Genomic DNA, 22,923 nt, shown 5'->3' with positions numbered 1-22,923 from the left:
TTCGTCCACTAAGAGGGACCGGGCAGTCTCCCAGAGCGTGACAGCGCGCGGGCCGCGAATGCGAGCTTGTCCGGATTGAGCACGGCGTGCACGGCGGTGACCCGGTCGCCGGACGCCTCCAGCACGGCGATCATGGTGAGCTCCCCGTCCACCCGGACGGCCAGGGCCGGGACGCCGTTGATCTCCTCGATCGACGGTTCGAGCGACGCCCCGGGCAGGTCCACCGCGCGGCGGGCGACCCCGGCGAAGAAGCGCGCCACCCGGGCCCGCCCGGTGACGGCGTTGCGGGCCGCGGAGACCTTGCCGCCGCCGTCGGACCAGGCGACGACGTCCTCGGCCAGGACCGCCTCCAGCCCGGCCAGGTCGCCGCGGATCGCCGCGTCCAGGAACCGCTCGACGAGCCGCCGCCACCGCTCGCCCGCCGGGGCGAACCGCCGCTCGGCGGACGCGACGCGCTGCCGGGCGCGCCGGTGCAGCTGGCGGCTCGCGGTCTCGGTCACGTTCAGCACCCCGGCGATGTCGCGGTGCCGGTACCCGAACGCCTCGCGCAGCACGAACACCGCGCGCTCGGCCGGGGTGAGCGACTCCATCAGCGCGAGCAGCGCCAGCGACACCGTGTCGCGCTGCTCGACGGTCTCCAGCGGTCCGAGCACCCGCGCGCCGAGCCCGCCGGCGCCGGCGGGCACCGGCTCGGGCAGCCACGGCCCGGCGTAGGTCTCGCGGCGCGCCCGCGCCGAGGCGAGCCGGTTGAGGCACAGGTTGGTGACGACCTTGATCAGCCAGGCGCGGGGCTCCTCGACGGAGGCCCGGTCCGTCCCGCTCCAGCGCAGGTAGGCGTCCTGCACGGCGTCCTCGGCCTCCTGCACCTCGCCGAGCATCCGGTACGCCAGGCCCGTCAGCCGGGGGCGCAGCTCCTCGAACGCCGCGAGGCCCGCCTCGTCCATGAGATCGGCGGCGCCGGCCTCCATTCACGACCTCCCGAAGACCTGGGGCGGCGGGGTGGGCGCGACGATCTCCTCGCCGTCGTGCAGCGGCGCCGCGCCGGCGCAGAAAGCGGCGAGGTCGTCGCCCGCCACCATCCGGGCCCGCGCGGCGCCGCCGGCCGCGCGCCGGGTCAGCTCGGCGACCGGCAGCGGCGCGCGCGACGCGGCGATGATCAGGTTGCCGAACCGGCGGCCGCGCAGCACGCCCGGGTCGCCCATCAGCAGCGCGTGCGGGAACACCGACCGGACGGTCGCGGCGACGCGCCGCGCGAACGGCAGCCGGAACCCGTCGGCGACGTTCGCCAGGTAGACCCCGCGCGGCCGCAGCACCCGCGCCGCGTCCAGCACGAACTCGCGGGTCGCCAGCTCCACCGGCATCGACGCCTCGGCGAAGGCGTCCATCACGACCAGGTCGTCGGCCTCGTCGGCGAGCGCGGCGATGCCGCTGCGCCCGTCGGTGACGCGGATCCGCAGCCCCGGCACGCCCTTCACCGGCAGCCGCTCGCGCACGACCCGCACCAGCTCGGCGTCCGGTTCCAGGACGATCTGCCGCGACCCCGGCCGGGTCGCGGCGATGTAGCGGGGCAGCGTGCACCCGGCGCCGCCGATGTGCACCGCGTCGAACGCCTCGTCCTCCAGCCCGAGCGCGTCGACGACGTCGCCCATCAGCCGCATGTACTCGAAGTCGAGGTAGGTGGGGTCGGACAGGTCCACGTAGGACTGCGGGACGCCGCCGACGAGCAGCATCCAGCCGCCGTCGCGGTCGGCGTCGCGCAGCAACTCGGCCTCGCCGCCCGCGATCGTGAACGTGTCCGGCCGCGGACCGTGCCTGCCCTTGCGCGCCATGCCTCCACCCTACGGAACCGTCCCGGGCGGTCCCGACCGGTGTCGGGACCGCGCGGCCGGGCGGCGTCAGGCCTGCTCGGTGAGCGCCTGCTCCTCGGCGAAGTGGCAGGCGCTCGGGTGCGCGGACCCGTCGCGCTCCACCAGCTCGGGGACGTCCTGCGCGCAGACGTCGCGGGCCTTCCAGCAGCGGGTGCGGAACCGGCAGCCGGACGGCGGGTCCAGCGGCGACGGCGGCTCGCCCTCCAGCTGGATCTGCCCCGCCCAGCCGGGCGCGTCCGGGTCGGGCACCGGGACGGCCGACAGCAGCGCCTGCGTGTACGGGTGGGTGGGGTGCTCGTAGATCTGCTCCTCGTCGCCGGTCTCGACGACCTTGCCGAGGTACATGACCGCGATCCGGTCGGAGATGTGCCGGACCGCGGCGAGGTCGTGCGCGATGAACACGTACGCCAGCCCGAGCTCGCGCTGCAGCTCGCCGAGCAGGTTCATGACCTGCGCCTGGACGGACACGTCCAGCGCGGACACCGGCTCGTCGCAGACGATGACGTCGGGGCGCAGGGCGAGGGCGCGGGCGATGCCGACGCGCTGCCGCTGCCCGCCGGAGAACTGGTGCGGGTACCGGTTGAGGTGGTCGGGGTCGAGGCCGACCAGCTCCAGCAGCTCCTGGACGCGGGCGCGCCGCTCCCCCTTGGGCGCCGCGTCCGGGTGGATCGCGAACGGCTCCCCCACGATGTCGCCGACGGTCATCCGCGGGTTCAGCGAGGAGTACGGGTCCTGCAGGACCATCTGGATGCGGCGGCGGAGCGCGCGCAGCTCCCCGCGCGGCAGCGCGAAGACGTCCCGCCCGTCGAACCGGACGGTCCCGGCGGTCGGGCGCTCGGCGGCCAGCAGCAGCTTCGCGAGCGTCGACTTCCCGCAGCCGGACTCGCCGACGACGCCGAGCGTCTCGCCGCGCCGCAGCTCCAGGTCGACGCCGTCCACCGCCCGGACGTGGCCCACGGTGCGCTTGACCACCACGCCGCGGGTGACGGGGTAGTGCTTGACCAGGCCGTCGACCTGCAGGATCGGGCTCTCACTCGGCTCCGGCACCGTGCACCTCCTCGGCGAAGTGGCAGGCGGCCTCGTGGCCGGGCGCGACGGTGACCAGCGGCGGGCGCTCGGCGGCGCAGAGCGCCTCGGCGCGCGGGCAGCGCGGCTGGAACGGGCAGCCGGGCGGCAGCGCGGCCGGGTTCGGCGGCGACCCCTTGATGGGGACGAGCGCGTCGCCGCGCCGGTCCAGCCGCGGCACCGACGCGAGCAGCCCGCGCGTGTAGGGGTGGGCGGGCCGCGCGTACAGCTCCCGGGCGGGCGCCTGCTCGGCCACCGACCCGGCGTACATCACGACGATCCGGTCCGCGACGCCGGCGACGACGCCGAGGTCGTGGGTGATGAGGACCATGCCCATCCGCAGCTCGTCCTGGAGCGCGGCGAGCAGCCGCATGATCTGCGCCTGGACGGTCACGTCGAGCGCGGTGGTCGGCTCGTCGGCGATGAGCACGTCCGGCTCCAGCGCCAGCGCCATCGCGATCATGATGCGCTGGCGCATGCCGCCGGAGAACTGGTGCGGGTAGTCGCCGAGCCGCTGCGCGGCGGACGGGATCCGCACCCGCTCCATCAGCTCGACCGCCTTGTCGCGGGCCGCCCGGCGGCCGAGGCCGCGGTGCACCCGGTACATCTCGCGGATCTGGTCGCCGACGGTGAACACCGGGTTCAGCGCGGTCAGCGCGTCCTGGAAGATCATCGAGATGCGGTCGCCGCGGTAGCCGCGGCGGCGCCGCTCGGGCAGCCCCAGCAGCTCCTCGCCGCGCAGCCGCACCGAGCCGCCGGTGATCCGCGCGGGCGGGGTGTCGAGGATGCCCATGACGGCCTGCGCCGCCACGCTCTTGCCGGAGCCGGACTCGCCGAGGATCGCGACGGTCTCGCCCTCGCCGAGCGTGTAGGACAGCCCGTTCACCGCGCGGACGTCGCGGTCCCGCACGCGGAACAGCACGTGCAGGTCCTCGACCTCCAGCAGCGGCGGCGGCGCGGCCGGTTCCCGCGGGACGTCTTCGGTCAGCTCGGTCGTCATCGTGCGCTCACCGCAGCTTCGGGTCGAGGGCGTCGCGGGCCGCGTCGCCGAGCATCAGGAAGCTCAGCACCGTGGCGGACAGGAACACCGCGGGGAAGATCAGCAGGTGCGGGTGGTCGACGAAGGAGTCCTGCGCCAGGTTCAGCTGCAGGCCCCAGGACACCTTCGGGTACTGCAGGCCGACGCCGAGGAAGTCCAGCGTCGCCTCGCCCGCGATCACGTTGCCGACGTTGAGGGTGGCGACCACGATCACCGGCGCGATCGCGTTCGGCAGGATGTGCCGCGCCATGATCCGCCGGTCGGACGCGCCGAGCAGCCGCGCCGCCTGCACGTAGTCGGCGTCCCGGACGGCGATGACCTGCGCCCGCATGATCCGGATCATCGTGGTCCAGCCGAGCAGCACCAGCACCAGCGTCATCGCGCCGACCCCGTGGCTCGGGAAGGCGACCAGGATGACGGTCGCGCCGAGCACGAACGGCAGCCCGAAGAACACGTCGGTGAGCCGCGCGATCAGCGCGTCCAGGAGCCCGCCGTAGTAGCCGGCCAGCATCCCGAACACCAGCGCGATGGCGAACGCGAACAGCGTGACAGCGACGCCGATCAGCAGGGTCGGCCGGGCGCCGTGCACGACGTGCGCGTAGTAGTCGCAGCCGGCCAGGTCGGTGCCGAACCAGTGCGCGCCTGACGGGCCGAGCTTCGCGTGGTTCGGGTCGCAGCCCTCGTTCACGCCCGTCGAGGTGAACAGCCGCGGCACCGCCGCCATCAGCGCGACCAGCAGCAGGAACGCCGACGACGCCCAGAACACCCAGCGGCGCCGCAGGTCGCGCCAGGCGTCGTCCCACAGCGACGCCCGGCCGAGCTGCCCGCCGGCGACCGCGACGGCCGCCGCGGCGGTGCCCGGCGCGCCCGCGCCCGCCCCGGCGTCCGCCGGCTCCGGCTCCGCGCCCGGCGGGCCGGGGTCGGCCGCGCCCGGGTCGATCGTCTTCAATGCCCCTCCGGGTCGCTCGTCACTCGTACCTGATCCGCGGGTCCAGCAGCCCGTACAGCAGGTCCACGACCAGGTTGACCAGCAGGAAGATCAGCACCAGCACGGTGACCGCGCCGACCACCACCGGCCCCTCCTTCAGCTGGATGGACTGGAACACCTGCTGGCCGATGCCCGGCAGGTTGAAGATGCCCTCGGTCACGATCGCGCCGCCCATCAGGTTCCCGAAGTCGACGCCGAGGTAGGTCACGACGGGGATCAGCGAGTTGCGCAGCGCGTGCCGGCCGACGACCCGCGCCCGCGACAGCCCCTTGGCGTTGGCGGTGCGGACGTAGTCGGCGCGCAGGTTCTCGGCGAGGCTCGTCCTGGTCAGCCGGGCGACGTACGACAGGCCGAGGGAGCCGAGCACCATGCCGGGCAGCAGGTAGCTCATCGGCCAGCCGTCGTCGGTCCCCGCGGTCGGGAAGATCTGCCAGTGCAGCCCGAACAGGATCTGCGCGGTGTAGCCGAGCACGAACACCGGCACCGCGATCAGCAGCGTGGTGCCGCCGAGCACGAGGGTGTCGGCCATCCTGCCGCGGCGCAGCCCCGCCCACACGCCGAGCGCGATCCCGATGACCAGCTCGAAGATCCAGGCGGTGAGCGCGAGCTGCGCGGTCACGGTCCAGCGGCCCCCGAGCATGTCCGCGACGTTCTGGCCGTCGTAGTTCTCCCCCAGGTTGCCCCGGACGAGGCCCCACATGTACTTGCCGTACTGGACCAGCAGCGGGTCGTTCAGGTTGTAGCGGTCCCGCAGCGTCGCCAGGACGTTCGCGGGGATGGGCTTGTCCCCGGCGAGCGCCTGGATCGGGTCGCCCGGCAACGCGAAGACCATCGCGTAGATGAGCAGGGTCGTCCCGATGAAGACGGGGATCGCCTGGAGGAGCCGCCGCAGGACGTAGCGCCACATCGCCGGCTACTTCACCGTCACTTCGTTGACGATCAGGCCGGTCGACCACGCCGTGATCGTGACGTTGTCGACGTGGCTGGAGCGGCCGCCCTGGCCCGCCCACGTCCACAGCGGGATCATCGGCATCTCGCGGATGGCGACGTCCTCGGCCTGGTTGTAGAACTGCAGCGCCTGCTGGTGGTCGGCGGAGCTGTTCGCCTTGGCGATCAGGTCGTCGAACTCCTTGCTCTTCCAGCCCATGCGGTTGGCGTCCGACGCCCACATGTTCTCGAGGTAGTTCTGGGCGCTCGGGTAGTCGGCCTCCCAGTTCTGCCGGTACGGGCCCTTCTCCGTGCGCTTGTTCAGCATCGAGAAGTAGTCGGACGCGGGCACCTGCCGGAACTCGATGTTCTGGATGCCGAGGTTCTGCTTCAGCGAGTTCGCGACGATCTGCATCCACTGGTAGTAGGTGGGCTGCGCGTTGGAGAAGTACAGCTCCAGCGTCCCCTTGAACCCGCCGGCCTTGTCGAACAGCGTCTTGGCCTTCGCGGGGTCGAAGGTGCACAGCTCACCGCAGGCGTTCGCGCGGTGCCCGTCGATGATGGCCGGCAGCAGCGAGTCGGCCGGGAAGTAGTCGCCGTTGTAGACGGCCTTGTTGATGCCCTGCCGGTCGATGACCATCGAGATGGCCTTGCGCAGGTCCGGGTTCGCGAACCGCTTGTCCCACAGCGGGAAGCCGAGGTAGTCCATCGTGCCCATCTTGCGGGGCAGGAACCGGTCGCCGAGCAGCCGCTTCGCCTCCGGCACCTTCGCCGCCGGGATCGTCTGCAGCACGTCGATCTTCCCGGCGCGCAGGTCGGTGTAGGCGCTGTCGGCGCTGGAGTAGCTCTTCCAGATCACGCCCTTGTTCTTCGGCTTGCGCGGGCCGGTGTAACCGGGGAACGGCACGAGTTTGATCTGCCTGTTGCGTTCCCAGTTCCCGCTCATCATGTAAGGGCCGTTGCCGATCGGGTGGTTGTCGAAGCCCTTGAGGTCCTGCAGACCGGCCTTCGGCATCGGCGCGAACGCCGGGTAGGTCAGCAGCAGCGGGAACTGGTTGAACGGCGCGGTGAGCGTCACCTTGAGGGTCGAGGGGTCGACGACCTGGACGCCGGAGAGCTTGTCGGCCTTCGGCTTGGCCTTCTCGTCCTCGGGGTTCATCGCGTCGTACCCCTGGATGTGCGAGAAGTAGTCGTTGGCGGAGTAGGCGTTCGGCCCGTACGCGGCGTTGTTCCAGGCGTCGGCGAAGCTCTCCGCGGTGACGGGCTCGCCGTTGTGGAACTTCTGCCCGCCGCGGACCTTGATCGTCCAGACCTTCTGGTCGGTGGTCGTGACGGACTCGGCGGCCAGGTTGTACGGCTTGCCGTCCTTGGTGAGGCCCTCCAGGTTGTCGAACAGCCCGCTGAGCACGTCGAAGGAGTAGCTGCTCGTGGTGTTGCCCGGCACCAGGTGGTCGGGTTCGGAATGGCCGACGGTGAACACGCCGTCGCTCTTCTTCCCGCTCCCGCCGCAGGCCGACAGGCCGAGCGAGGCCGCCAGCGCCACCGCGGCGAGCGCCGCGACCTTCCCCCGCGCGCCCCTGCGCGGGCCCGCGTCCCTGAGGCTGGTCATGCTCCTCCTCGTGCTGTCCCCTCGTGCACCGGGCCCGGACACCCGCCGCACTTCAGGTTGGTGGCAGCGTCGTACCGGCGCGGCGGTTTCGGTATGGCGCTGACCGAGTCGAAACCGGATCGAGACTTGTTGATCAACCGTTGACACAGGTCAGCGGCGGGGGAAGATTGAACTTTCCTGCGAAAGGGGCTCGACGGGTGACTCGGCGGCCGGACGCCACGGCGGAGACGGCGGAAACGGAGACGGCACCGGACCCGGGCAGGGACCCGGGTGCGGAGGCGGGTGCGGAGGCGGCCGCCATCTGCGCGGACCTCATCCGCTTCGACACCACCAACCGGGGCGAGGGCGTGGCGCGCCCGGAGCGGCCCGCGGCCGAGCACGTCGCGGCGCTGCTGGACGAGGTCGGCGTCGCGGCCGAGGTCGTGGAGTCGGCGCCGGGCCGCGCCAGCGTGCTGGCCCGGATCCCCGGCACCGATCCGACGCACCCGGCGTTCCTCGTCCACGGGCACCTGGACGTGGTCCCCGCCGACGCGTCCGACTGGAAGGTCCCGCCGTTCTCCGGCGAGGTGCTCGGCGGATGCGTGTGGGGGCGCGGCGCCGTCGACATGAAGGGCAGCCTCGCGATGACGCTCGCGACGGTCCGGGCCCGGCTGCGCACGGGCCGCCGGACGCGCGGCGACCTGGTGCTGGCGTTCCTCGCCGACGAGGAGTGCACCGGCGAGTACGGCTCCCGGTACGTGGCGCGCGAGCACCGCGGGTACTTCGAGGGCTGCACCGAGGCGATCAGCGAGTCGGGCGGGTTCAGCGTGGACGCCGCGTCCCCCGAGGACGGCGCGGGCGCCAGGATCTACCCCGTCGCGACGGGCGAGCGCGGCACCGCCTGGATGCGGCTGACGGCGCGCGGCACCGCCGGGCACGGGTCCAAGCCGGCGCCCGACAACGCCGTCGCGGAGCTCGCGCACGCGGTGTCGCGGATCGCCTCGTACGAGTGGCCGGTGCGGCTGACGCCGGGCGTGCGGGCGCTGCTGGACGGCCTGGCGGACGCCCTCGGCACCACCATCGACCACGACCGGCTCGACGAGGAGGCGGTGCGGCTCGGCCGCGCCGGGCACCTGTTCGCCGGGACGGTCCGCAACTCGGCCAACCCGACCCGGCTGGAGGCCGGGTACAAGGTGAACGTCGTGCCGGGCACGGCGTCCGCGCAGGTGGACGGCCGGTACCTGCCCGGGACCGGCGAGGAGTTCCTCGCCACCGTCGACCGGCTGCTCGGCCCGAAGGTCACCCGGGAGTTCATCAACCACGAGGAGGCCCCGGCGGCGGACCCGGCGGGCGCGACGTTCGCCGCGCTCGCCGGGTCGCTGCGGGCCGAGGACCCGCTCGCCCGGCCCGTCCCGTACGTGATGGCGGGCGGCACCGACGCCAAGTCGTTCAACGCGATCGGCATCACCAGCTTCGGGTTCGCGCCGCTGCGGCTCGGCCCGGACCTGGACTACTTCGGCATGTTCCACGGCGTGGACGAGCGTGTGCCGGTGGACGGCCTGGCGTTCGGCACCCGCGTCCTCGACCGCTTCCTGGACACGCGCTGACCCCGGGCCGCACGCGCCCGCCGTGCCGGGGTCACTGCGACTTCTGGTAGCTGCGCAGCGAGAGGATCGCCAGCGCGACGGTGAGCGCGGTCAGGGCCAGCAGCCATCCGCCGTGCAGCGCGACCGAGCCCCGGTCCGGGTCGCCGGCCATCGCGGCGCGCCCGGCGTCCAGCGCCCAGCTCACCGGGTTGAACGCCGCCACGTGCCGGATCCAGGCCGGCATCAGGCCCTTCGCCATGAACGCCGACGACAGGAACGTCAGCGGCAGCAGCAGCATGACGTTGAGCCCGATGATGGTGTTGCGGTCCCGGAGCAGCAGCGCCAGCGTGTTGGACAGCGCGGCGAGGACGACGCCGACCAGCACGGACGCGGCGACGAGCACGGCGAGCCCGCCGGCGCCGCCCGGGTAGCGCGCGCCCGCCGCCCAGCCCAGCGCGATGATCACGATGGACTGGAACGCCGTGCTGAGCGCCTGCTCGACGATGCCCGCGTTGGTGATCGCGCTGCGCCGGACCGGCGTCACCAGGAACCGGTTCAGGGTGCCGCGCTCGATCTCGTCCATGGTGGCCATCCCGGCGAACGAGTTCAGCGACACCGCGTTCATGACCACGACCCCGGGGACGAGGTAGTCGAGGTAGGACGGGGCGCCGAAGCCGGGCAGCTCCACGACCCGCTTGAACAGCTCGCCGAACAGGAACAGCCAGATCATCGGCTGGACGAGCGTCATGACCAGGACGGCCGGGTTGCGGCCGAGCGCCGACAGCCGGCGCTGCGTCATCCACCAGGTGCCGGTGAGGAGCCCGCTCATCGCGCGCCTCCGATCTCCGCGGGCTCGGACGCCGCGCCGGGGGCGGCGTCGGCATGCGCGAACCGGCGTCCGGCGTAGCGCAGGTACACGTCGTCCAGCGAGGGCCGCGCGACCGTCGCCGCCGCCACCGGCAGCCCGGCCTGGTCGAGCGCGGCCAGGACGGCGGGCACCGCGTACGCGCCGTCGTCGGCGCGCGCGCTGAGCCGCGCGCCGTCCAGCACGATGTCGCGGACGCCGGGCAGCCGGCCGAGCGCCTCGCGCACCCGCGCCTCGTCCGGCGCCTCCCGCCACTCCAGGTGGACGGCGTCGCCGCGCAGCTCGCCCTTGAGCGCGTCGGGGGCGCCCTCCGCGACGACCCGGCCGCGGTCGACGATCGCCAGCCGCCCGGCGAGCCGGTCCGCCTCGTCCAGGTAGTGGGTGGTCAGCAGGATCGCGAGCGCGTCGTCGCCCGCCAGCCTGGCGATCTCCGCCCACATCGACGCGCGGGCCTCGGGGTCGAGCCCGGTGGTCGGCTCGTCCAGGAACAGCACCTGCGGCCGGTGGACGAGGCCGAGCGCCACGTCCAGCCGGCGCCGCATCCCGCCGGAGTAGGTCTTCACCTGGCGGGACGCGGCGTCCCGCAGCCCGAAGCGGTCGAGCAGCTCGTCGGCGCGGCGGCGCGCGTCCGCGCCGCCCATCCCGTGCAGGCGGCCCTGCAGGACCAGGTTCGCGCGGCCCGAGGCGCCGGGGTCGGCGCCGGACTGCTGCGCCACGACCCCGATGGCGCGCCGCACCCGGCCCGGGCGGCGCAGGACGTCGTGCCCGGCGACGGACGCGGTGCCCGCGTCGGGCCGGACGAGCGTGGTGAGGATCTTGACGGTCGTGGACTTGCCCGCCCCGTTGGGGCCGAGCAGGCCGAGGATCTCTCCCCGGCCGACGGTGACGGACAGCCCGTCCAGGGCCCGGACGTCGCCGGGATAGTGCTTGACCAGATGGTCGGCCTCGATGGCGTGCGCCATGGTCGCCTCCGTACGGCGAGACGTGCTCGGCGGGGCGTCCCGGATAGGCTGGTTTCGAGGTCTCGCCGCCGGGACCTGCTCCGCGAGCGGGTTTCCGTGGTGGGTTCTGAGGCCCGGCGGCGGTGTTGCAGCACCGCCGCCGGGCCGTGATCAGTTCGGTGCGGCACCCCTTTCCGCGAGCTCCGCGATCTCCGCCGGGACGCGGCCGGTGGCGTGGAACGCGCGCCACATCGCCAGGCCCTCCAGGGTGCCGCCGGTGATCTCGCCGAGGAACGCGCGCACCCAGTCCGCCTCCGCCTGCACGATGGCCAGGGCGTACTCGGCCTCCAGCAGGAAGACGCGCGGCACCTCGGTCTCCGCGTCGAGCGCGGCGCGCTCGTCCGCGATCCGCCGCTCCAGCGCGTCGAGGCGGCGGCGCAGCAGCTCGGCGGTCTCGTCCGGGCCGAGCGCGCCGAGCACCGACAGCCCGGCCTCGAGCCGCCGGTGCTCGGGCTCGGGGACCTCGATCAGCTCCCGCACCCAGTCGGCCAGTTCCTCGCGCCCGGCGCCGGTGATCCGGTAGACGGTGCGTTCGGGACGGGCGCCGTCGCGGACGCTGCCCGCCACCTCCAGGAAGCCGTGCTTCTCCAGGTTCCGGACGACCGTGTAGAGCGAGCCCCACTTGATGTCCATGTCGTGGTCCTTGCCACGGGCCTTCATCAGCGAGGCCATCTCGTACGGGTGCATCGGCCTGGCGGAGACCGTCGACAGCACGGCGAGCCCCAGGAGGTTGCCCACCTTCCGCCGCTTCGCCATGCCGTGCTCCTCGTCCGCGATTACTCGTGGACGAGTATAAGCAGAAGCGACATATCGCGTCCATGCCCAACCGGCTCAGAGAAGCGCCGGGGCCAGTTCGCGCCACTGCTCCAGCGGCAGTTCCGCCGGGTCCGCCGTGAGGACCTGGACGCAGACGTGGTCGGCGCCCGCGTCCAGGTGCTCCCGCACACGCGCACGGATCGCGTCCACGTCCCCGTGCGCGACGATGGCGTCCACGAGCCGGTCGCTCGGGCCGCCTCCGGGACCGCCCGTCTGGTCGTCGTCGCCGTAGCCGAGCCGCCGGACGCTGGCCCGCTGGTGCTCCGCCGCCTGCACGTAGCCCCGCACGTGCGCCCGCGCGATCTCGCGGGCGCGGGCGGGGTCGGTGTCCAGTACGACGGCCTGCTCGACGCCCAAGAAGGCGTCCGGCCCCATGATCCGCCTGGCCCGCACGGTGTGCTCGACGGGCACGAAGTACGGGTGCGCACCCCACGTCCGCTCCGCCGCCAGCTCCAGCATCCTCGGCCCGAGGGCCGCCAGCACCCGGCGCGGCGCCGGATCGGCGGGGACGCCGTGCACCGGCACCGCGTCCATCGCGTCGAGGTAGGCCCGCATCATCGGCACCGGCCGCCCGACCGGCGGCATCGCGTAGCCGTCCAGCTCGCCGGCGTCGCCGGCCCGGTGGCCGCCGAGTCCGAGCAGGTAGCGGCCCGGGAACGCCTCCCCGAGGGTGCGTTCGGCGCCCGCCGTCGCGATCGGGTCGCGGAAGGCGATGTTGGCGATCCCGGACGCGGCGGCGATCCGCCGCGTCGCGCCCAGCACCAGCCACGCTTGCCCGACGCTGTCGCGCCCGAACGCCTCGCCGAACCAGATGGCCCCGTAGCCGAGCTCCTCGATCTCCGCCGCCGCCTCGCGCACCCGTCCCGCCGGCTGCCCGTCGAACGCGAACGTCCAGATCCCGACCCGGCCGAGCCCGTCCCGCTGCATCGCATGCCTCCTGATTTCCGGAGAACTTCTCCGGTTCCTTCCAGGGGTACGATACGGAGAACTTCTCCAGTTGGCTACCCGGGCCGCGACGGCCGAGGATGGGGCGATGACCACGGCGGACGAGACGCGCCCCGGGCGCCCGCTGCGCGCGGACGCCCGCCGCAACCGCGAGCGGGTGCTGGCGGCGGCCCGCGAGACGTTCGCCGAGAGCGGCCCGGACGCCTCCCTCAACGAGATCGCGCGGCGCGCCGGCGTCGGCCCCGGCACCCTCTACCGGCACTTCCCCACCCGGCGGGCGCTGCTGGCCGCCGTCCTCGCCGACCGCGTCGAGCGGCTGTGCGCCCGCGCGGACCTGCTGATCGCCTCGGAGTCCCCGGCGGCCGCGCTGTCGGGCTGGCTGCGCGCCTTCCTCGAGCACGCGAGCGGCGACCACGGGCTCGGCGGCGCGGCGCTGGCGGGGCCGCCGGACCTCGGCTTCGACTGCCACGCCGCGATCCGGGACGCGGCCGGACGCGTCCTCGGCCACGCCCAGCGGGCCGGCGCGGCGCGTGCCGACGTGACGGCCGCCGACATGACGCAGCTGGTCGTCGGCGTGGCGCTCGCCACCGAGGGCGCTGCGCACGACCCCGGGCAGCCCGCCCGCCTCCTCGCCCTGGTCGAGGACGCGCTGCGCCCCTGAGGCCGCGTCCGGGCGGGTAGGACACGGTCGTGGAGTTCTCAACGGCGGCCGACGAGCTGTACGGCGTCGTGCCGGAGGAGTTCGTGGCGACCCGGACGCGCCTGGCGCGCGAGGCCAGGACCGAGGGCGACGCCGCGCTCGCCAAGCGGATCGGCGGTCTGCGCAGGCCCACGCTGTCGGCCTGGGCGGTGAACCTGCTGGCGCGGTCGGCGGCGGACGACCTCGGCGGGCTGCTCGACGTCGGCGCGCGGATGCGGGAGGCGTGGGGCTCCGGCGGCGGGCTCGGCGACCTGGAGCGGCAGCGGGCCCGGCTCGTCGCGGCGCTGCTGCGCCGCGCGGGCGAGCTCGCGGCCGAGGCGGGGCGTCCGCTGCGCGACCAGGCCGTCCGCGAGGTCGAGGACACCTTGCAGGCGGCCACCGTGGACGAGGAGGTCGCGGACGAGGTGCGCGAGGGGCGGCTGCCGCAGCCGCGCAGCCACACCGGCTTCGTCCCGGCGGGCTTCGCCCTCGCCCCCGAGACCGGGGCGGAGCGGGAGCCGAAGGCCGAGAAGCGCTCGAAACCGCACAAGAAGGCCGCTTCTGCCGGGGAGGAGGCCCCCGCTGCGCGGAAACCGGCCGCCCCGGCGCAGAAGAAGGCCGAGCGGCCGAAGGTCACGCGGACGAGCGCGGCACGCGCCAAGCGCGCGGAGGCCCTCGCCAGGCGGGCGGACGAGGCGGAGCGCGCCCTGGCGGACAGGACCGAGCGCGCCGACGCGGCGAGACGGGCGGCCGACGACGCGTCCGCCGAGGTGGGGCGGCTGCGGCACGAGCTGGAGCGGGCCACCGCGGAGCGGGACTCGGCGGCGCGGAAGGCGGAGCGCGCCGAGCAGGCGCGCGACCGGGCGGAGGAGGCGGCGCGGGAGGCGCGCAAGGCGGCGAAGGAGGCGCGGGGCGCGGCCGACCGCGACGCCGCGCACGGCTGACCGGGACGCCCACAACCGACCGGGACGCCCACAACCGACCGGGACGCCGCACGGCCGACTGCGGGGACCCCGGCGGCAGCGCCGGTTCCCCGGATGAAGTAAGTTCCACTAATAGAACGCGATTCGAGAATCGGGGGGCGCGCGGTGACGGCACCGGTGGTGGAACAGGCGGCGGAATGGTACGAGCCCGGGGCCCATCCGGTGGCGCCCGGCGTGCACCGGATCCCGCTGGCGCTGCCCATACCGTCGCTGCACGCCGTCAACGTCTACGTCATCGAGGACCCGGACGGCCCCGTCCTGGTCGACTCCGGCTGGGCGATGCCCGACAGCCGCACGGCGCTCGAAGCCGCGCTGCGGACGCTCGGCCACGGGCTCGACGACGTGGCGCAGTTCCTCGTCACGCACGCGCACCGGGACCACTACTCGCAGGCGCTCGCGCTGCGCGGATCGTTCGGCACCCGGGTGCGGATCGGGCGCGGTGAGCGGCCGTCGATCGAGGCGTCCGCGGCCCCGCGCGGCGTGCACGCGCGCCAGGTCGAGATGCTCCGCCGCTGCGGCGCCGGCGAGCTCGCCGCGGAGATCGCCGGGATCACGAGCGGCCCCGCCGGCGAGGAGGACCCGCTGACCGCGCCCGACGCCTGGCTGGACGACGGGGAGCGGGTCGCGCTGGCCGGGCGCGGGCTGGACGTGTTCGCCACCCCGGGCCACACCCGCGGGCACGTGGTGCTGCGCGACGCGTCGGCCGGGCTGCTGTTCGCCGGCGATCACGTCCTGCCGCACATCAGCCCGTCCATCGGCCTCGAGGCCGAGCCGGAGCGGCGTCCGCTGCGCAGCTACCTGGACTCGCTGCGGCTCGTCCGCGACATGCCCGACACGCTGCTGCTGCCCGCGCACGGGCCGGTGACGGCGAGCGTCCACACCCGGATCGACGAGCTGCTGGAGCACCATGCCGCCCGCCTCGACGCCGCCGCCGAGCGGGTCCGCGCGGGCCACGGGACGGCCTTCGAGGTCGCCGCGTCGATGGCCTGGACGCGGCGCCGCCGCGCGCTCGCCGACCTGGACGCCTTCAGCCGGATGCTCGCCGTGCTGGAGATCGAGGCGCACCTGGACGTGCTGGCCGACCAGGGCCTCCTGGACGTCCACGAGGAGGGCGGCGTCCGCCGCTACGCGCCGCGCGCCTGAAAGGCGAGCGGGTCGCGGCCCAGGTGGGCCAGCAGCCGGTCGGCGGGCGCGGCCGTGCCGGGGACGGAGACGGCCGGGGCGAACAGCCCGGCGCGGGTCGCGTCGGTGACCAGCGCCATGGCGGGGTCCAGCAGCAGCCCGGCGAGGCCCGGCGGGATCGGCCGCGGGTTCCCGGTCGCGCAGGCGATGTCCCAGCCGTGCACGGCGATCTCGATGGCGCCCGTCATGGCGACCATGGACGCCTGCAGGGGGCACCCGCCGACGGTGACCGGCCGGTCGCCGGTGCTCGTCCAGGCGCCGAGGAGCCGGGCCGCGCCGGACCGGAACGCCGCCACCAGCGCGGCCGCCGGGTCGTCCGGCGGCGCGCCGCCTGACGCCGGACCGGGCGCCGGGTGCAGCCGGACGGAGCCCGTGTCGACGGCCTCCATCAGGGCGTCCAGGGACTCGGCGGTATGCCGCAGCAGGGCCCCGAGGTTCCAGCCGCGGCACGGCGTCGCCCGGCCCAGCGCCGCGGGCGTGACGCCCCCGAGCCCGCCGAGCGCGTATCCGACGGACCGTTCGAGCAGCGCCACCGTCTCCACCGAACTCATCCCCGCCCTCGCCTTCCGGGGACCGTCCCCACCTGAACTGACCCCGGCGGGGCGGGAAAGTCACCGGGGAAGGCGGACGAGTTTCGCGTGTCGCGCGCCGGCGGGACGTCAGGCGCGGTAGCGGTGGGGCGTCAGGCGCGGTAGCGGTGGGGCGTCAGGCGCGGTAGCGGCGGCGGGCGTTGCCGGAGAACAGGCGCCGCCGCTCACCGCCGGACAGGGGCTCGACGATCTCCCGGTAGGCGCCGATAAGCTGCGGGAACGTCCCGGCGACGCCGTCGACGGGGAAGTTGCTGCCGAAGAAGCACCGCTCGACGCCGAACAGCTCCAGGCAGGTCTCCACGAACGGCCGCAGCCGCGCCGTCTCCAGGGTGCCGAGCGCCATCCCGAGCCCGGAGATCTTGCAGTCGACGTGCGGGAGCGCGGCGAGCCGGGCCACCCCGTCGCGCCACGCGCGGAACTGGTCCGGCCCGTCGCCGTCCGGCCAGCCGGCGTGCTCCAGCACGAACGCGGTGCCGGGCGCCCGCTCGGCGGCGGCCGCGTGGGCGGCGGCGTCGCCGGGGTGGACGACGAGGTCGAAGACCAGGTCCCGGTCGCCGAGCAGCCGGAACAGGTCGCCGGCCGCCTCCGGGTCCAGGCCGTCGAAGACCCGGATCCCGCGGAACGCGGGGCTCTCCGCCTGCGCGTCGAGGTCGGCGGCGATCGCGCCGAGCGGCGCGGACGGGTCGACGGTGCCGATGATCGCGGCGGGATCGCCGGTGGCGCGGCGCGTCTCGTCCAGCCAGCGGGTCTCGTCCAGGTGCGCGCCCGGCTTGGTCACTGCCGAGACGTGCACGACGCCGGTGATCTCGACGCCGTCCGCCGCCGTCCGGTATCCGTCCGGGAGGTGGTCGCGGACGAGTTCGGGCCTCCACACGGCCAGCCCCGGGTACCAGTCGTTGGCCTCGGGCCGCCAGAAGTGCACGTGGGAGTCGAAGAACTCGAGGTCTGCGATCGCCGTCATGCCCCTATAAGGACCATGGCGGAACACCGCGGCGCAAGGGCGGGTCCCACCGGGGGCCCCGGCCCGCGGGCGGCACGGCGCCGCCGGTTAACATGATCTTCCGAGTCCCCCGGCGGAAGGAGCGCCATGACGCTCGCCCCCGAGTCCACCGACATCGTCGAGATCACCTCCGCGGAGGAGCTGCGCGCGCTGCTCGGCGCCCCGATGCGGCGGGCCGTCGACAAGGAGCGCGTGACGCTGCACGCCTGGGACCGGGAGTGGCTCGCGCGGTCCCCGTTCTGCCTCATCTCCACCAGTGACGCCGAGGGCAACTGCGACGTCTCCCCCAAGGGCGACCCGCCCGGGTTCGTGCACGTGCTCGACGACACCACGATCGCGATCCCGGACCGCCCCGGCAACCGCCGCGCGGACGGCTTCCTGAACATCCTGAGCAACCCGCACGTCGGGCTGCTCTTCATGGTCCCGCGGCGCAGCGAGACGCTGCGGATCAACGGCCGGGCCCGGCTGGTCCGGGAGGCGCCGTTCTTCGACGACATGGTCGTCAAGGGCCACCGGCCGTCGCTGGCGCTCATCGTGGACATCGAGCAGATCTTCTTCCACTGCGGGAAGGCGCTGATGCGCTCCAGGATGTGGAGGCCCGAGCAGTGGGCGGAGGACACGCTCCCCTCGCACGCCCGGATCGTCAAGGACGTCCAGTACACCGAGGAGAGCCTCGACGAGCTGGAGCGGCACTACGGTCCGGCCTACGAGAACAAGCTCTACAAGGGCTGACTCCGGCGCCCGTGCTCCCGGGCGTCCCGTGCTCCCGGGCGTCCCGGCGCCATGGAACGACCCCCGCGCCTTCGCGCGCGGGGGTCTTGAGCGCCGAGCGGCCGGATCAGCCGCTCTTGCGGCGGAACTGGCGCTGGTGGTCGGCGCGCTCGTGCACACCCCGCACCTTCGACCCGTTCCGCCCCGCCCCGCCGGCGTTCTTCTCCGACGCGCCGCGCTTGCGCTCCAGGGCCTCCCTGAACCTGCGCTTCACGTCGTCCTCGCCTGTCTCACCGTCTCCGTTCGGGTCGGCCATGCGGACCTCCAGCTCTCATAGGGGCACCCCTAGCCTCACACATCCCGGCCCCGGACGGCGATCCGCACCCCCTCCGAAGATCAACTTGGGAGTTTTCCCCATCAACCGGCCAGGCCGGGAGGAACTCTCTAAGGTTTGTGATCGTGGAGCCCCAGATCCCGCAGGCCGAGGCCGCACCCGCCCATCCGCCGCTGGAGTCGCTGGCCGTCCAGCCGCTCCTCAACCGCGACTACGAGACGCGCCCCGCCGTGTTCTACGAGCGGCTGCGCGCCGAGTACGGGCCCGTCGCGCCGGTGGACGTGCTGGGCGTGCCGGTGTGGCTGGTCATCGGCTACCCGCAGACGCTGGAGATCCTGCGCGACTCCCGGGGCGTATGGAGCCGCCGGCTCGACTCGTGGCGCGCCTACCGGGAGGGCGCGGTCCCCGCGGACTGGCCGCTGCTGCCGGTGGTCGAGTCGGACAACTGCGGCTTCCGCGACGGCGCCGACTCCACCCGGCTGCGCAGCGCGTGGAGCGAGGGGCTGCGCCCGTTCCAGGACCGGACCCGTCCGGAGGCCAAGGCGCTGGAGGAGGCCGTCCGGCGGTACGCGGACGAGCTGATCGACGTGCTGGCCGAGAACGGCGGCCGCACCGGCTACGCCGACCTCGCGGCGCAGTACGCCCGGCCGCTGCCGCTGATGGTCGTCGGACGCCTCCTCGGCACCGGCGCGGACGAGGACGACGGGCTGATCGTCGACCTGTGGCGGGTCCTGGACGCCGGGCCGGACGCCCACGAGGCGTCCACGCGGCTGCTGGCCCGGATGGCGGGCGTGTGCGCGGCACGGGCCACCTCCCCCGGCCAGGACCTGCCGTCCTACATGCTCGCGGCGGTGCCGGACCTCACGGCCGAGGAGCTGACCGGCGAGATGGCGATGATGACGGGGCTGGTCGGCGACGTCACCGGCACGCTCATCTGCAACACCATCACCGAGGTGCTGATCGGCGAGACCGGTGCCCGCGACAGCCTGTCCGCCGGGATGATCCAGGAGGCGATCAACCGGGCCTCCACCGCCAACCCGCCGATGGCGAACCTGGCGTTCCGCTGGCCGCGGTCCGACGTGCGCGTCGGCCGGTTCCAGATCGCGGCCGGCGACCCGGTCATGGTGTCGCCCGCCGCCGCGCACCTGGACCCGGCGTTCACCGGGAACGCCGCGCCCGACTCGATCTACAGCTCGCGCGCGCACCTGGCGTGGAGCGCGGGGCCGCACGCCTGCCTCGGCCGCGACCTCGCGACGACCATCACCACTATCGCGGTGGAGCGGCTGTTCGAGCGGTTCGCCGGGCTGCGGCTGGCGCTGCCGCCGGACCAGCTGGCCTGGCGCTCGTCCCCGCTCATCCGCGGGCTGCGCTCCCTGCCGGTCGACTACGAGCTGGCGGGCGAGCTCCGGCGCGCGGCCCCCGCCGCGCCCGAGCCCGGCGGGAGCCCGCAGGAGCCGGACCGCGACGGGTCCGGGTCGCCGTCGCTGGTGCGGCGGATCCTGCGGACGATTCGGCTGTCGCAGGGCTGACCGCCACCGCGCCGCGTCCACGTGCGCGTCGGTCGTGCCGGCCGCGCCGATCGCCACGCGCAGCAGGACTCGGCCGCCGGCCTTGGTGTGGGTCAGGTACAGGTCGCCGGACGCGTTGAGCCGCTCCATCAGCCGCATCGTCGCGGCGTCGGCCTTCGCCGTCGTCGAGGCCGTCCCAGCGCGGCCGGAAGCACACCAGGCCGAGCCTCGGCTCCTCGAGGACGGCCTCGAACCCCTCGCCCTTCTCCGGCGGGTGGACGGGCCGGGGCCGCCCGGTCTCCACCATGATCATATTGGCCCGCACGAGAAGGCCGGACGGTCGCGGGGCGCGGTCAGGCGGCGTGGATCCCGTCCAGCTCGACCGTCCACACGCCGTCCATGACCTCGGTGAGCGTCAGCCCGAGCGTGAGGTCCGAGAGGCCGTCCTGGGCCGTCCAGAGCGGGAACGCGACGTGGAACGCGTGCTCGTCCGCCGGCTCGTGCGGGACCGCGACCGCGTCGATCTCCCGGAACGCCGCGTCCGGCGGGCTGATCAGGTCCCGGCCGTGCCGCGCCACGGCCGCGGCGAGCTCCGCCGCGGTGAGCCGGCGGGCCTCGGTCAGTGTCTCCAGTTCCTCGTACTCGCCGCGGACCAGCAGCCCGACCACGACCCGAACGGCGTTCACGCCCTCCTCCGGCAGCATGCGCCACACCGTACCGCGCCCGCCCGCGGTGATCGCCGCCTGTTTAGACGACCCCGCCCGGGAACGCTCTTCCTGTCAAGGCGCAGGGAGGACGAACATGCCAGACAAGAGCGACAAGCACGGTCCCAAGGTGGACGACGAGATCGGCCACGAGACGGAGGGCATGGTCCGCGGCGGGCACCCCACCCACGCCGAGGAGTTCAAGGAGACCGAGCCGTACTCCGGTGACGCGCCCTGGGACCCGACCGCCGCCACCGGCGACCCGCGCGAGGGATCCCCGCCCGGGATGAGCGCGGGCGACGTGGAGGGCCGCAGCGACCTGGCCCGGCTGCTCTCCGGCGTCCGCTACCCCGCCCGCCCCGGCGACCTGGTCGCGCACGCCTCGGGCGCGGGAGCGGACGACGCGGCGGTCGGCGCGCTGGAGACGCTGCCCGACCGCGAGTACGAGAACGTCGCCGACGTCGCCGACGAGCTCGGCTACGGCCGGGAGAACCGCCGCTTCTGACCAGCCCCCGGAACGACGTCGCCCGCGGCGGGTCGCCGTCATGAAGCCTCATGACGGCGACCCGCCGGCCCGCGGCCGGGGCCTCAACGGCGGGCGCGCTCGCGCAGCAGCGGAATCTGGCCTCCGGCGGCGACGAGCTCGCGCTGGCGGGGCGACAGCCGGTGCCGGGCGCGGTACGTCTCGTCCTTGGTGACGTTGCGGACCTCGATCTCGGCCCCCTTCTCCAGCGCCGCGCGGACGCCCTCGATCCGCAGCCGGTCGCCCTGCTCGACGCGGTCGTAGTCGGCCTCATCGGCGAACTCCAGCGGCAGGATCCCGAAGTTGACGAGGTTCTGCCAGTGGATGCGGGCGTATCCGCGGGCGAGGACGAGCCGCAGCCCGAGATGGCGCGGCGCGATCGCGGCGTGCTCCCGGGACGAGCCCTGCCCGTAGTTGCGGCCGCCGACGACGGCGTGCGCCCCGGCCTCCCGCGCCCGGTCCGGGTAGCCCTCGTCGATGCGGACGAAGGCGAAGCCGGCCAGCTTGGCGATGTCGCTGCGGTACGGGAGGGCCCGCGCGCCCGCCATGAGGATCTCGTCGGTGGACACGTCGTCGCCCACCTTGATCACCACGGGCACGTCCAGCTCGTCCGGCAGCGGGTCCAGCTCGGGCAGCACGCCGATGCTCGGCGCCTTCTCCAGCTCCACGCTGCGCGCCTCGTCCTCGGGGAGCGGCGCTTCGAGCATCTCCCGGTTGACGCTGGAGCGCTCCGGCAGGCGGAGGACGGGCGGCTCCATGTCCAGCTCGCGCGGATCGGTGATCCTCCCGGTGAGCGCGGCGGCCGCGGCGGTCTCCGGCGAGCACAGCCAGACCCGGTCGTCGGCGGTCCCGGAGCGGCCCGGGAAGTTGCGCGGGAACGTCCGGAGGCTGTTGCGGCCGATCGCGGGCGCCTGCCCCATGCCGATGCAGCCGAGGCAGCCGGCCTGGTGGATCCGGGCGCCGGCCTGGACGAGGTCGGTGGCGGCGCCCATCTTCGTGAGGTCGACGAGGATCTGCCTGGAGGTCGGGTTCACGTCCAGCGACACGTGCGGATGCACCTGGCGGCCCTTGACGATCGCGGCGACGGACGCGAAGTCGCGCAGTCCCGGGTTCGCCGACGACCCGACCACGACCTGGTGCACCTCCTCCCCCGCGGCCTCCCGGACCGGCACCACGTCGCCGGGCGAGGACGGCCGGGCGATCAGCGGTTCCAGCGCCGACAGGTCGATCTCGTCGGTGACGTCGTAGGAGGCGTCCGGGTCGGCGAGGATCTCGGTGAAGTCGTCCTCGCGGTCCTCGCCGCGCAGGAACTCCAGGACGCGCTCGTCGGACGGGAACACCGTCGTCGTCGCGCCGAGCTCGGCGCCCATGTTCGCGATGACGTGCCGGTCCATCGCGGTCAGGGCCGCCAGTCCCGGCCCGTGGTACTCGATGATCCGGTTGACGCCGCCGCGGACGCCGTGCCGCCGCAGCATCTCCAGGATCACGTCCTTGGCGCTGACCCACGGAGGCGGTTCCCCGGTGAGGCGGACACCCCAGATCTCCGGCATCGTCACGTGGATCGGCTCGCCCGCCATCGCCATGGCGGCCTCCAGCCCGCCGACGCCCATCGCGAGCATGCCGAGCGACCCCGCCGCGCACGTGTGGGAGTCGGACCCGACCATCGTGGCGCCGGGCACGCCGAACCGCTGCATGTGCGTGGGGTGCGAGACGCCGTTGCCGGGCTTGGAGTACCAGAGGCCGTACCGGCGGCACGCCGACCGCAGGAAGATGTGGTCGGCCATGTTCCGCTCGTCGGCCTGCAGCAGGTTGTGGTCGACGTACTGCACCGACACGTCCGTGCGGACCCGGTCCAGGTCGAGCGCCTCCAGCTCCAGCATCACCATCGTGCCGGTGGCGTCCTGGGTGAGGGTCTGGTCGACGCGGATCCCGATCTCGGTGCCGGGCTCCATCTCGCCGCTCACGAGGTGCGAGGCGATCAGCTTGCGGGCGACGTTGCGGCCTCCCGTGCCGTTGGCCAT

At 74.2% G+C, this 22,923-nt stretch carries 23 protein-coding genes; 7 read left to right on the top strand and 16 right to left on the bottom strand.

Annotation, left to right across the window (positions count from 1 at the left end):
- Positions 1-8 precede the first annotated feature (8 nt).
- From ABT299_RS21585 to ABT299_RS21555, 7 genes are all read right to left on the bottom strand, one after another.
- A complete protein-coding gene (locus tag ABT299_RS21585) occupies positions 9-968 on the bottom strand; it encodes an RNA polymerase sigma-70 factor (RefSeq protein WP_500251782.1) in 960 nt (319 codons plus the stop codon).
- Positions 969-1,829 carry a spermidine synthase gene (locus ABT299_RS21580; RefSeq protein WP_190856496.1) on the bottom strand — a complete coding sequence of 287 codons (861 nt, stop codon included), beginning with the start codon at positions 1,827-1,829 and terminating at the stop codon, positions 969-971.
- A gap of 66 nt (positions 1,830-1,895) precedes the next feature.
- On the bottom strand, positions 1,896-2,915 hold the full coding sequence (locus tag ABT299_RS21575) for an ABC transporter ATP-binding protein (protein WP_500251781.1): 1,020 nt from the start codon (positions 2,913-2,915) through the stop codon (positions 1,896-1,898).
- Complete coding sequence (locus ABT299_RS21570) at positions 2,899-3,933, bottom strand: ABC transporter ATP-binding protein (protein ID WP_387030640.1); 1,035 nt, start codon at positions 3,931-3,933, stop codon at positions 2,899-2,901. Before ABT299_RS21570 ends, ABT299_RS21575 begins: the two co-directional genes overlap by 17 nt.
- 7 nt (positions 3,934-3,940) lie before the next feature.
- Positions 3,941-4,921 carry an ABC transporter permease gene (locus tag ABT299_RS21565; RefSeq protein WP_194736841.1) on the bottom strand — a complete coding sequence of 327 codons (981 nt, stop codon included), beginning with the start codon at positions 4,919-4,921 and terminating at the stop codon, positions 3,941-3,943.
- A gap of 19 nt (positions 4,922-4,940) precedes the next feature.
- Positions 4,941-5,867, bottom strand: coding sequence for an ABC transporter permease (locus tag ABT299_RS21560; RefSeq protein WP_387030642.1), 927 nt, complete (start codon positions 5,865-5,867; stop codon positions 4,941-4,943).
- 6 nt (positions 5,868-5,873) lie between these two features.
- A complete protein-coding gene (locus ABT299_RS21555) occupies positions 5,874-7,496 on the bottom strand; it encodes a peptide ABC transporter substrate-binding protein (RefSeq protein WP_387030645.1) in 1,623 nt (540 codons plus the stop codon).
- Between the two features lie 197 nt (positions 7,497-7,693).
- Between ABT299_RS21555 and ABT299_RS21550 the strand changes: the two genes are divergently transcribed.
- Positions 7,694-9,082 (top strand): M20/M25/M40 family metallo-hydrolase, encoded by a 1,389-nt coding sequence (locus ABT299_RS21550; protein WP_500251780.1) that lies wholly within the window; start codon positions 7,694-7,696, stop codon positions 9,080-9,082.
- A gap of 31 nt (positions 9,083-9,113) precedes the next feature.
- Here ABT299_RS21550 and ABT299_RS21545 read toward each other — a convergent pair whose 3' ends face one another.
- From ABT299_RS21545 to ABT299_RS21530, 4 genes are all read right to left on the bottom strand, one after another.
- Positions 9,114-9,890: an ABC transporter permease gene (locus tag ABT299_RS21545; RefSeq protein ID WP_190856490.1), complete on the bottom strand. Its 777-nt coding sequence runs from the start codon at positions 9,888-9,890 to the stop codon at positions 9,114-9,116.
- Complete coding sequence (locus ABT299_RS21540; RefSeq protein ID WP_500251779.1) at positions 9,887-10,888, bottom strand: ATP-binding cassette domain-containing protein; 1,002 nt, start codon at positions 10,886-10,888, stop codon at positions 9,887-9,889. Before ABT299_RS21540 ends, ABT299_RS21545 begins: the two co-directional genes overlap by 4 nt.
- Before the next feature lie 150 nt (positions 10,889-11,038).
- Positions 11,039-11,683 carry a PadR family transcriptional regulator gene (locus tag ABT299_RS21535; RefSeq protein ID WP_500251778.1) on the bottom strand — a complete coding sequence of 215 codons (645 nt, stop codon included), beginning with the start codon at positions 11,681-11,683 and terminating at the stop codon, positions 11,039-11,041.
- 75 nt (positions 11,684-11,758) lie between these two features.
- Complete coding sequence (locus ABT299_RS21530) at positions 11,759-12,670, bottom strand: TIGR03620 family F420-dependent LLM class oxidoreductase (protein WP_190856487.1); 912 nt, start codon at positions 12,668-12,670, stop codon at positions 11,759-11,761.
- A 106-nt stretch (positions 12,671-12,776) separates the two neighbouring features.
- Here ABT299_RS21530 and ABT299_RS21525 point away from each other — a divergent pair, with 106 nt between their 5' ends.
- From ABT299_RS21525 to ABT299_RS21515, 3 genes are all read left to right on the top strand, one after another.
- Positions 12,777-13,349, top strand: a complete 573-nt coding sequence (locus ABT299_RS21525; protein ID WP_500251777.1) for a TetR/AcrR family transcriptional regulator — start codon at positions 12,777-12,779, stop codon at positions 13,347-13,349.
- Positions 13,350-13,378: 29 nt separating this feature from the next.
- Positions 13,379-14,311, top strand: a complete 933-nt coding sequence (locus ABT299_RS21520) for a hypothetical protein (RefSeq protein WP_500251776.1) — start codon at positions 13,379-13,381, stop codon at positions 14,309-14,311.
- 144 nt (positions 14,312-14,455) lie between these two features.
- On the top strand, positions 14,456-15,493 hold the full coding sequence (locus ABT299_RS21515) for an MBL fold metallo-hydrolase (protein ID WP_500251775.1): 1,038 nt from the start codon (positions 14,456-14,458) through the stop codon (positions 15,491-15,493).
- On the opposite strand, the gene ABT299_RS21510 is transcribed toward ABT299_RS21515, so the two are convergent.
- Positions 15,475-16,083 carry a TIGR03086 family metal-binding protein gene (locus tag ABT299_RS21510; protein WP_500251774.1) on the bottom strand — a complete coding sequence of 203 codons (609 nt, stop codon included), beginning with the start codon at positions 16,081-16,083 and terminating at the stop codon, positions 15,475-15,477. The genes ABT299_RS21515 and ABT299_RS21510 overlap by 19 nt on opposite strands.
- Before the next feature lie 154 nt (positions 16,084-16,237).
- Positions 16,238-17,083 carry an amidohydrolase family protein gene (locus ABT299_RS21505; protein ID WP_500251773.1) on the bottom strand — a complete coding sequence of 282 codons (846 nt, stop codon included), beginning with the start codon at positions 17,081-17,083 and terminating at the stop codon, positions 16,238-16,240.
- A gap of 126 nt (positions 17,084-17,209) precedes the next feature.
- On the opposite strand from ABT299_RS21505, the gene ABT299_RS21500 reads away from it, so the two are divergent.
- Positions 17,210-17,854 (top strand): pyridoxamine 5'-phosphate oxidase family protein, encoded by a 645-nt coding sequence (locus ABT299_RS21500; protein ID WP_500251772.1) that lies wholly within the window; start codon positions 17,210-17,212, stop codon positions 17,852-17,854.
- Positions 17,855-17,960: 106 nt separating this feature from the next.
- Here the strand turns inward: ABT299_RS21500 and ABT299_RS21495 are convergent, their stop codons facing one another.
- Complete coding sequence (locus tag ABT299_RS21495) at positions 17,961-18,149, bottom strand: DUF5302 domain-containing protein (RefSeq protein WP_190856480.1); 189 nt, start codon at positions 18,147-18,149, stop codon at positions 17,961-17,963.
- Positions 18,150-18,292: 143 nt separating this feature from the next.
- On the opposite strand from ABT299_RS21495, the gene ABT299_RS21490 reads away from it, so the two are divergent.
- The gene (locus tag ABT299_RS21490) at positions 18,293-19,696 is read left to right on the top strand and encodes a cytochrome P450 family protein (RefSeq protein ID WP_500251771.1); all 1,404 of its coding nucleotides are present in this window, start codon (positions 18,293-18,295) and stop codon (positions 19,694-19,696) included.
- Between the two features lie 332 nt (positions 19,697-20,028).
- Here the strand turns inward: ABT299_RS21490 and ABT299_RS21485 are convergent, their stop codons facing one another.
- A complete protein-coding gene (locus ABT299_RS21485; protein ID WP_190856478.1) occupies positions 20,029-20,379 on the bottom strand; it encodes a DUF7668 domain-containing protein in 351 nt (116 codons plus the stop codon).
- Positions 20,380-20,476: 97 nt separating this feature from the next.
- Between ABT299_RS21485 and ABT299_RS21480 the strand changes: the two genes are divergently transcribed.
- Positions 20,477-20,884 carry a DUF2795 domain-containing protein gene (locus ABT299_RS21480; RefSeq protein ID WP_190856477.1) on the top strand — a complete coding sequence of 136 codons (408 nt, stop codon included), beginning with the start codon at positions 20,477-20,479 and terminating at the stop codon, positions 20,882-20,884.
- A gap of 83 nt (positions 20,885-20,967) precedes the next feature.
- Here the strand turns inward: ABT299_RS21480 and ABT299_RS21475 are convergent, their stop codons facing one another.
- Complete coding sequence (locus tag ABT299_RS21475) at positions 20,968-22,923, bottom strand: aconitate hydratase (RefSeq protein WP_500251770.1); 1,956 nt, start codon at positions 22,921-22,923, stop codon at positions 20,968-20,970.

Origin of the sequence: Spirillospora sp. NPDC000708 (genome assembly GCF_040299565.1) — a bacterium.
Classification (GTDB): domain Bacteria; phylum Actinomycetota; class Actinomycetes; order Streptosporangiales; family Streptosporangiaceae; genus Spirillospora.
This window is presented reverse-complemented; position numbering and strand designations above follow the sequence as displayed.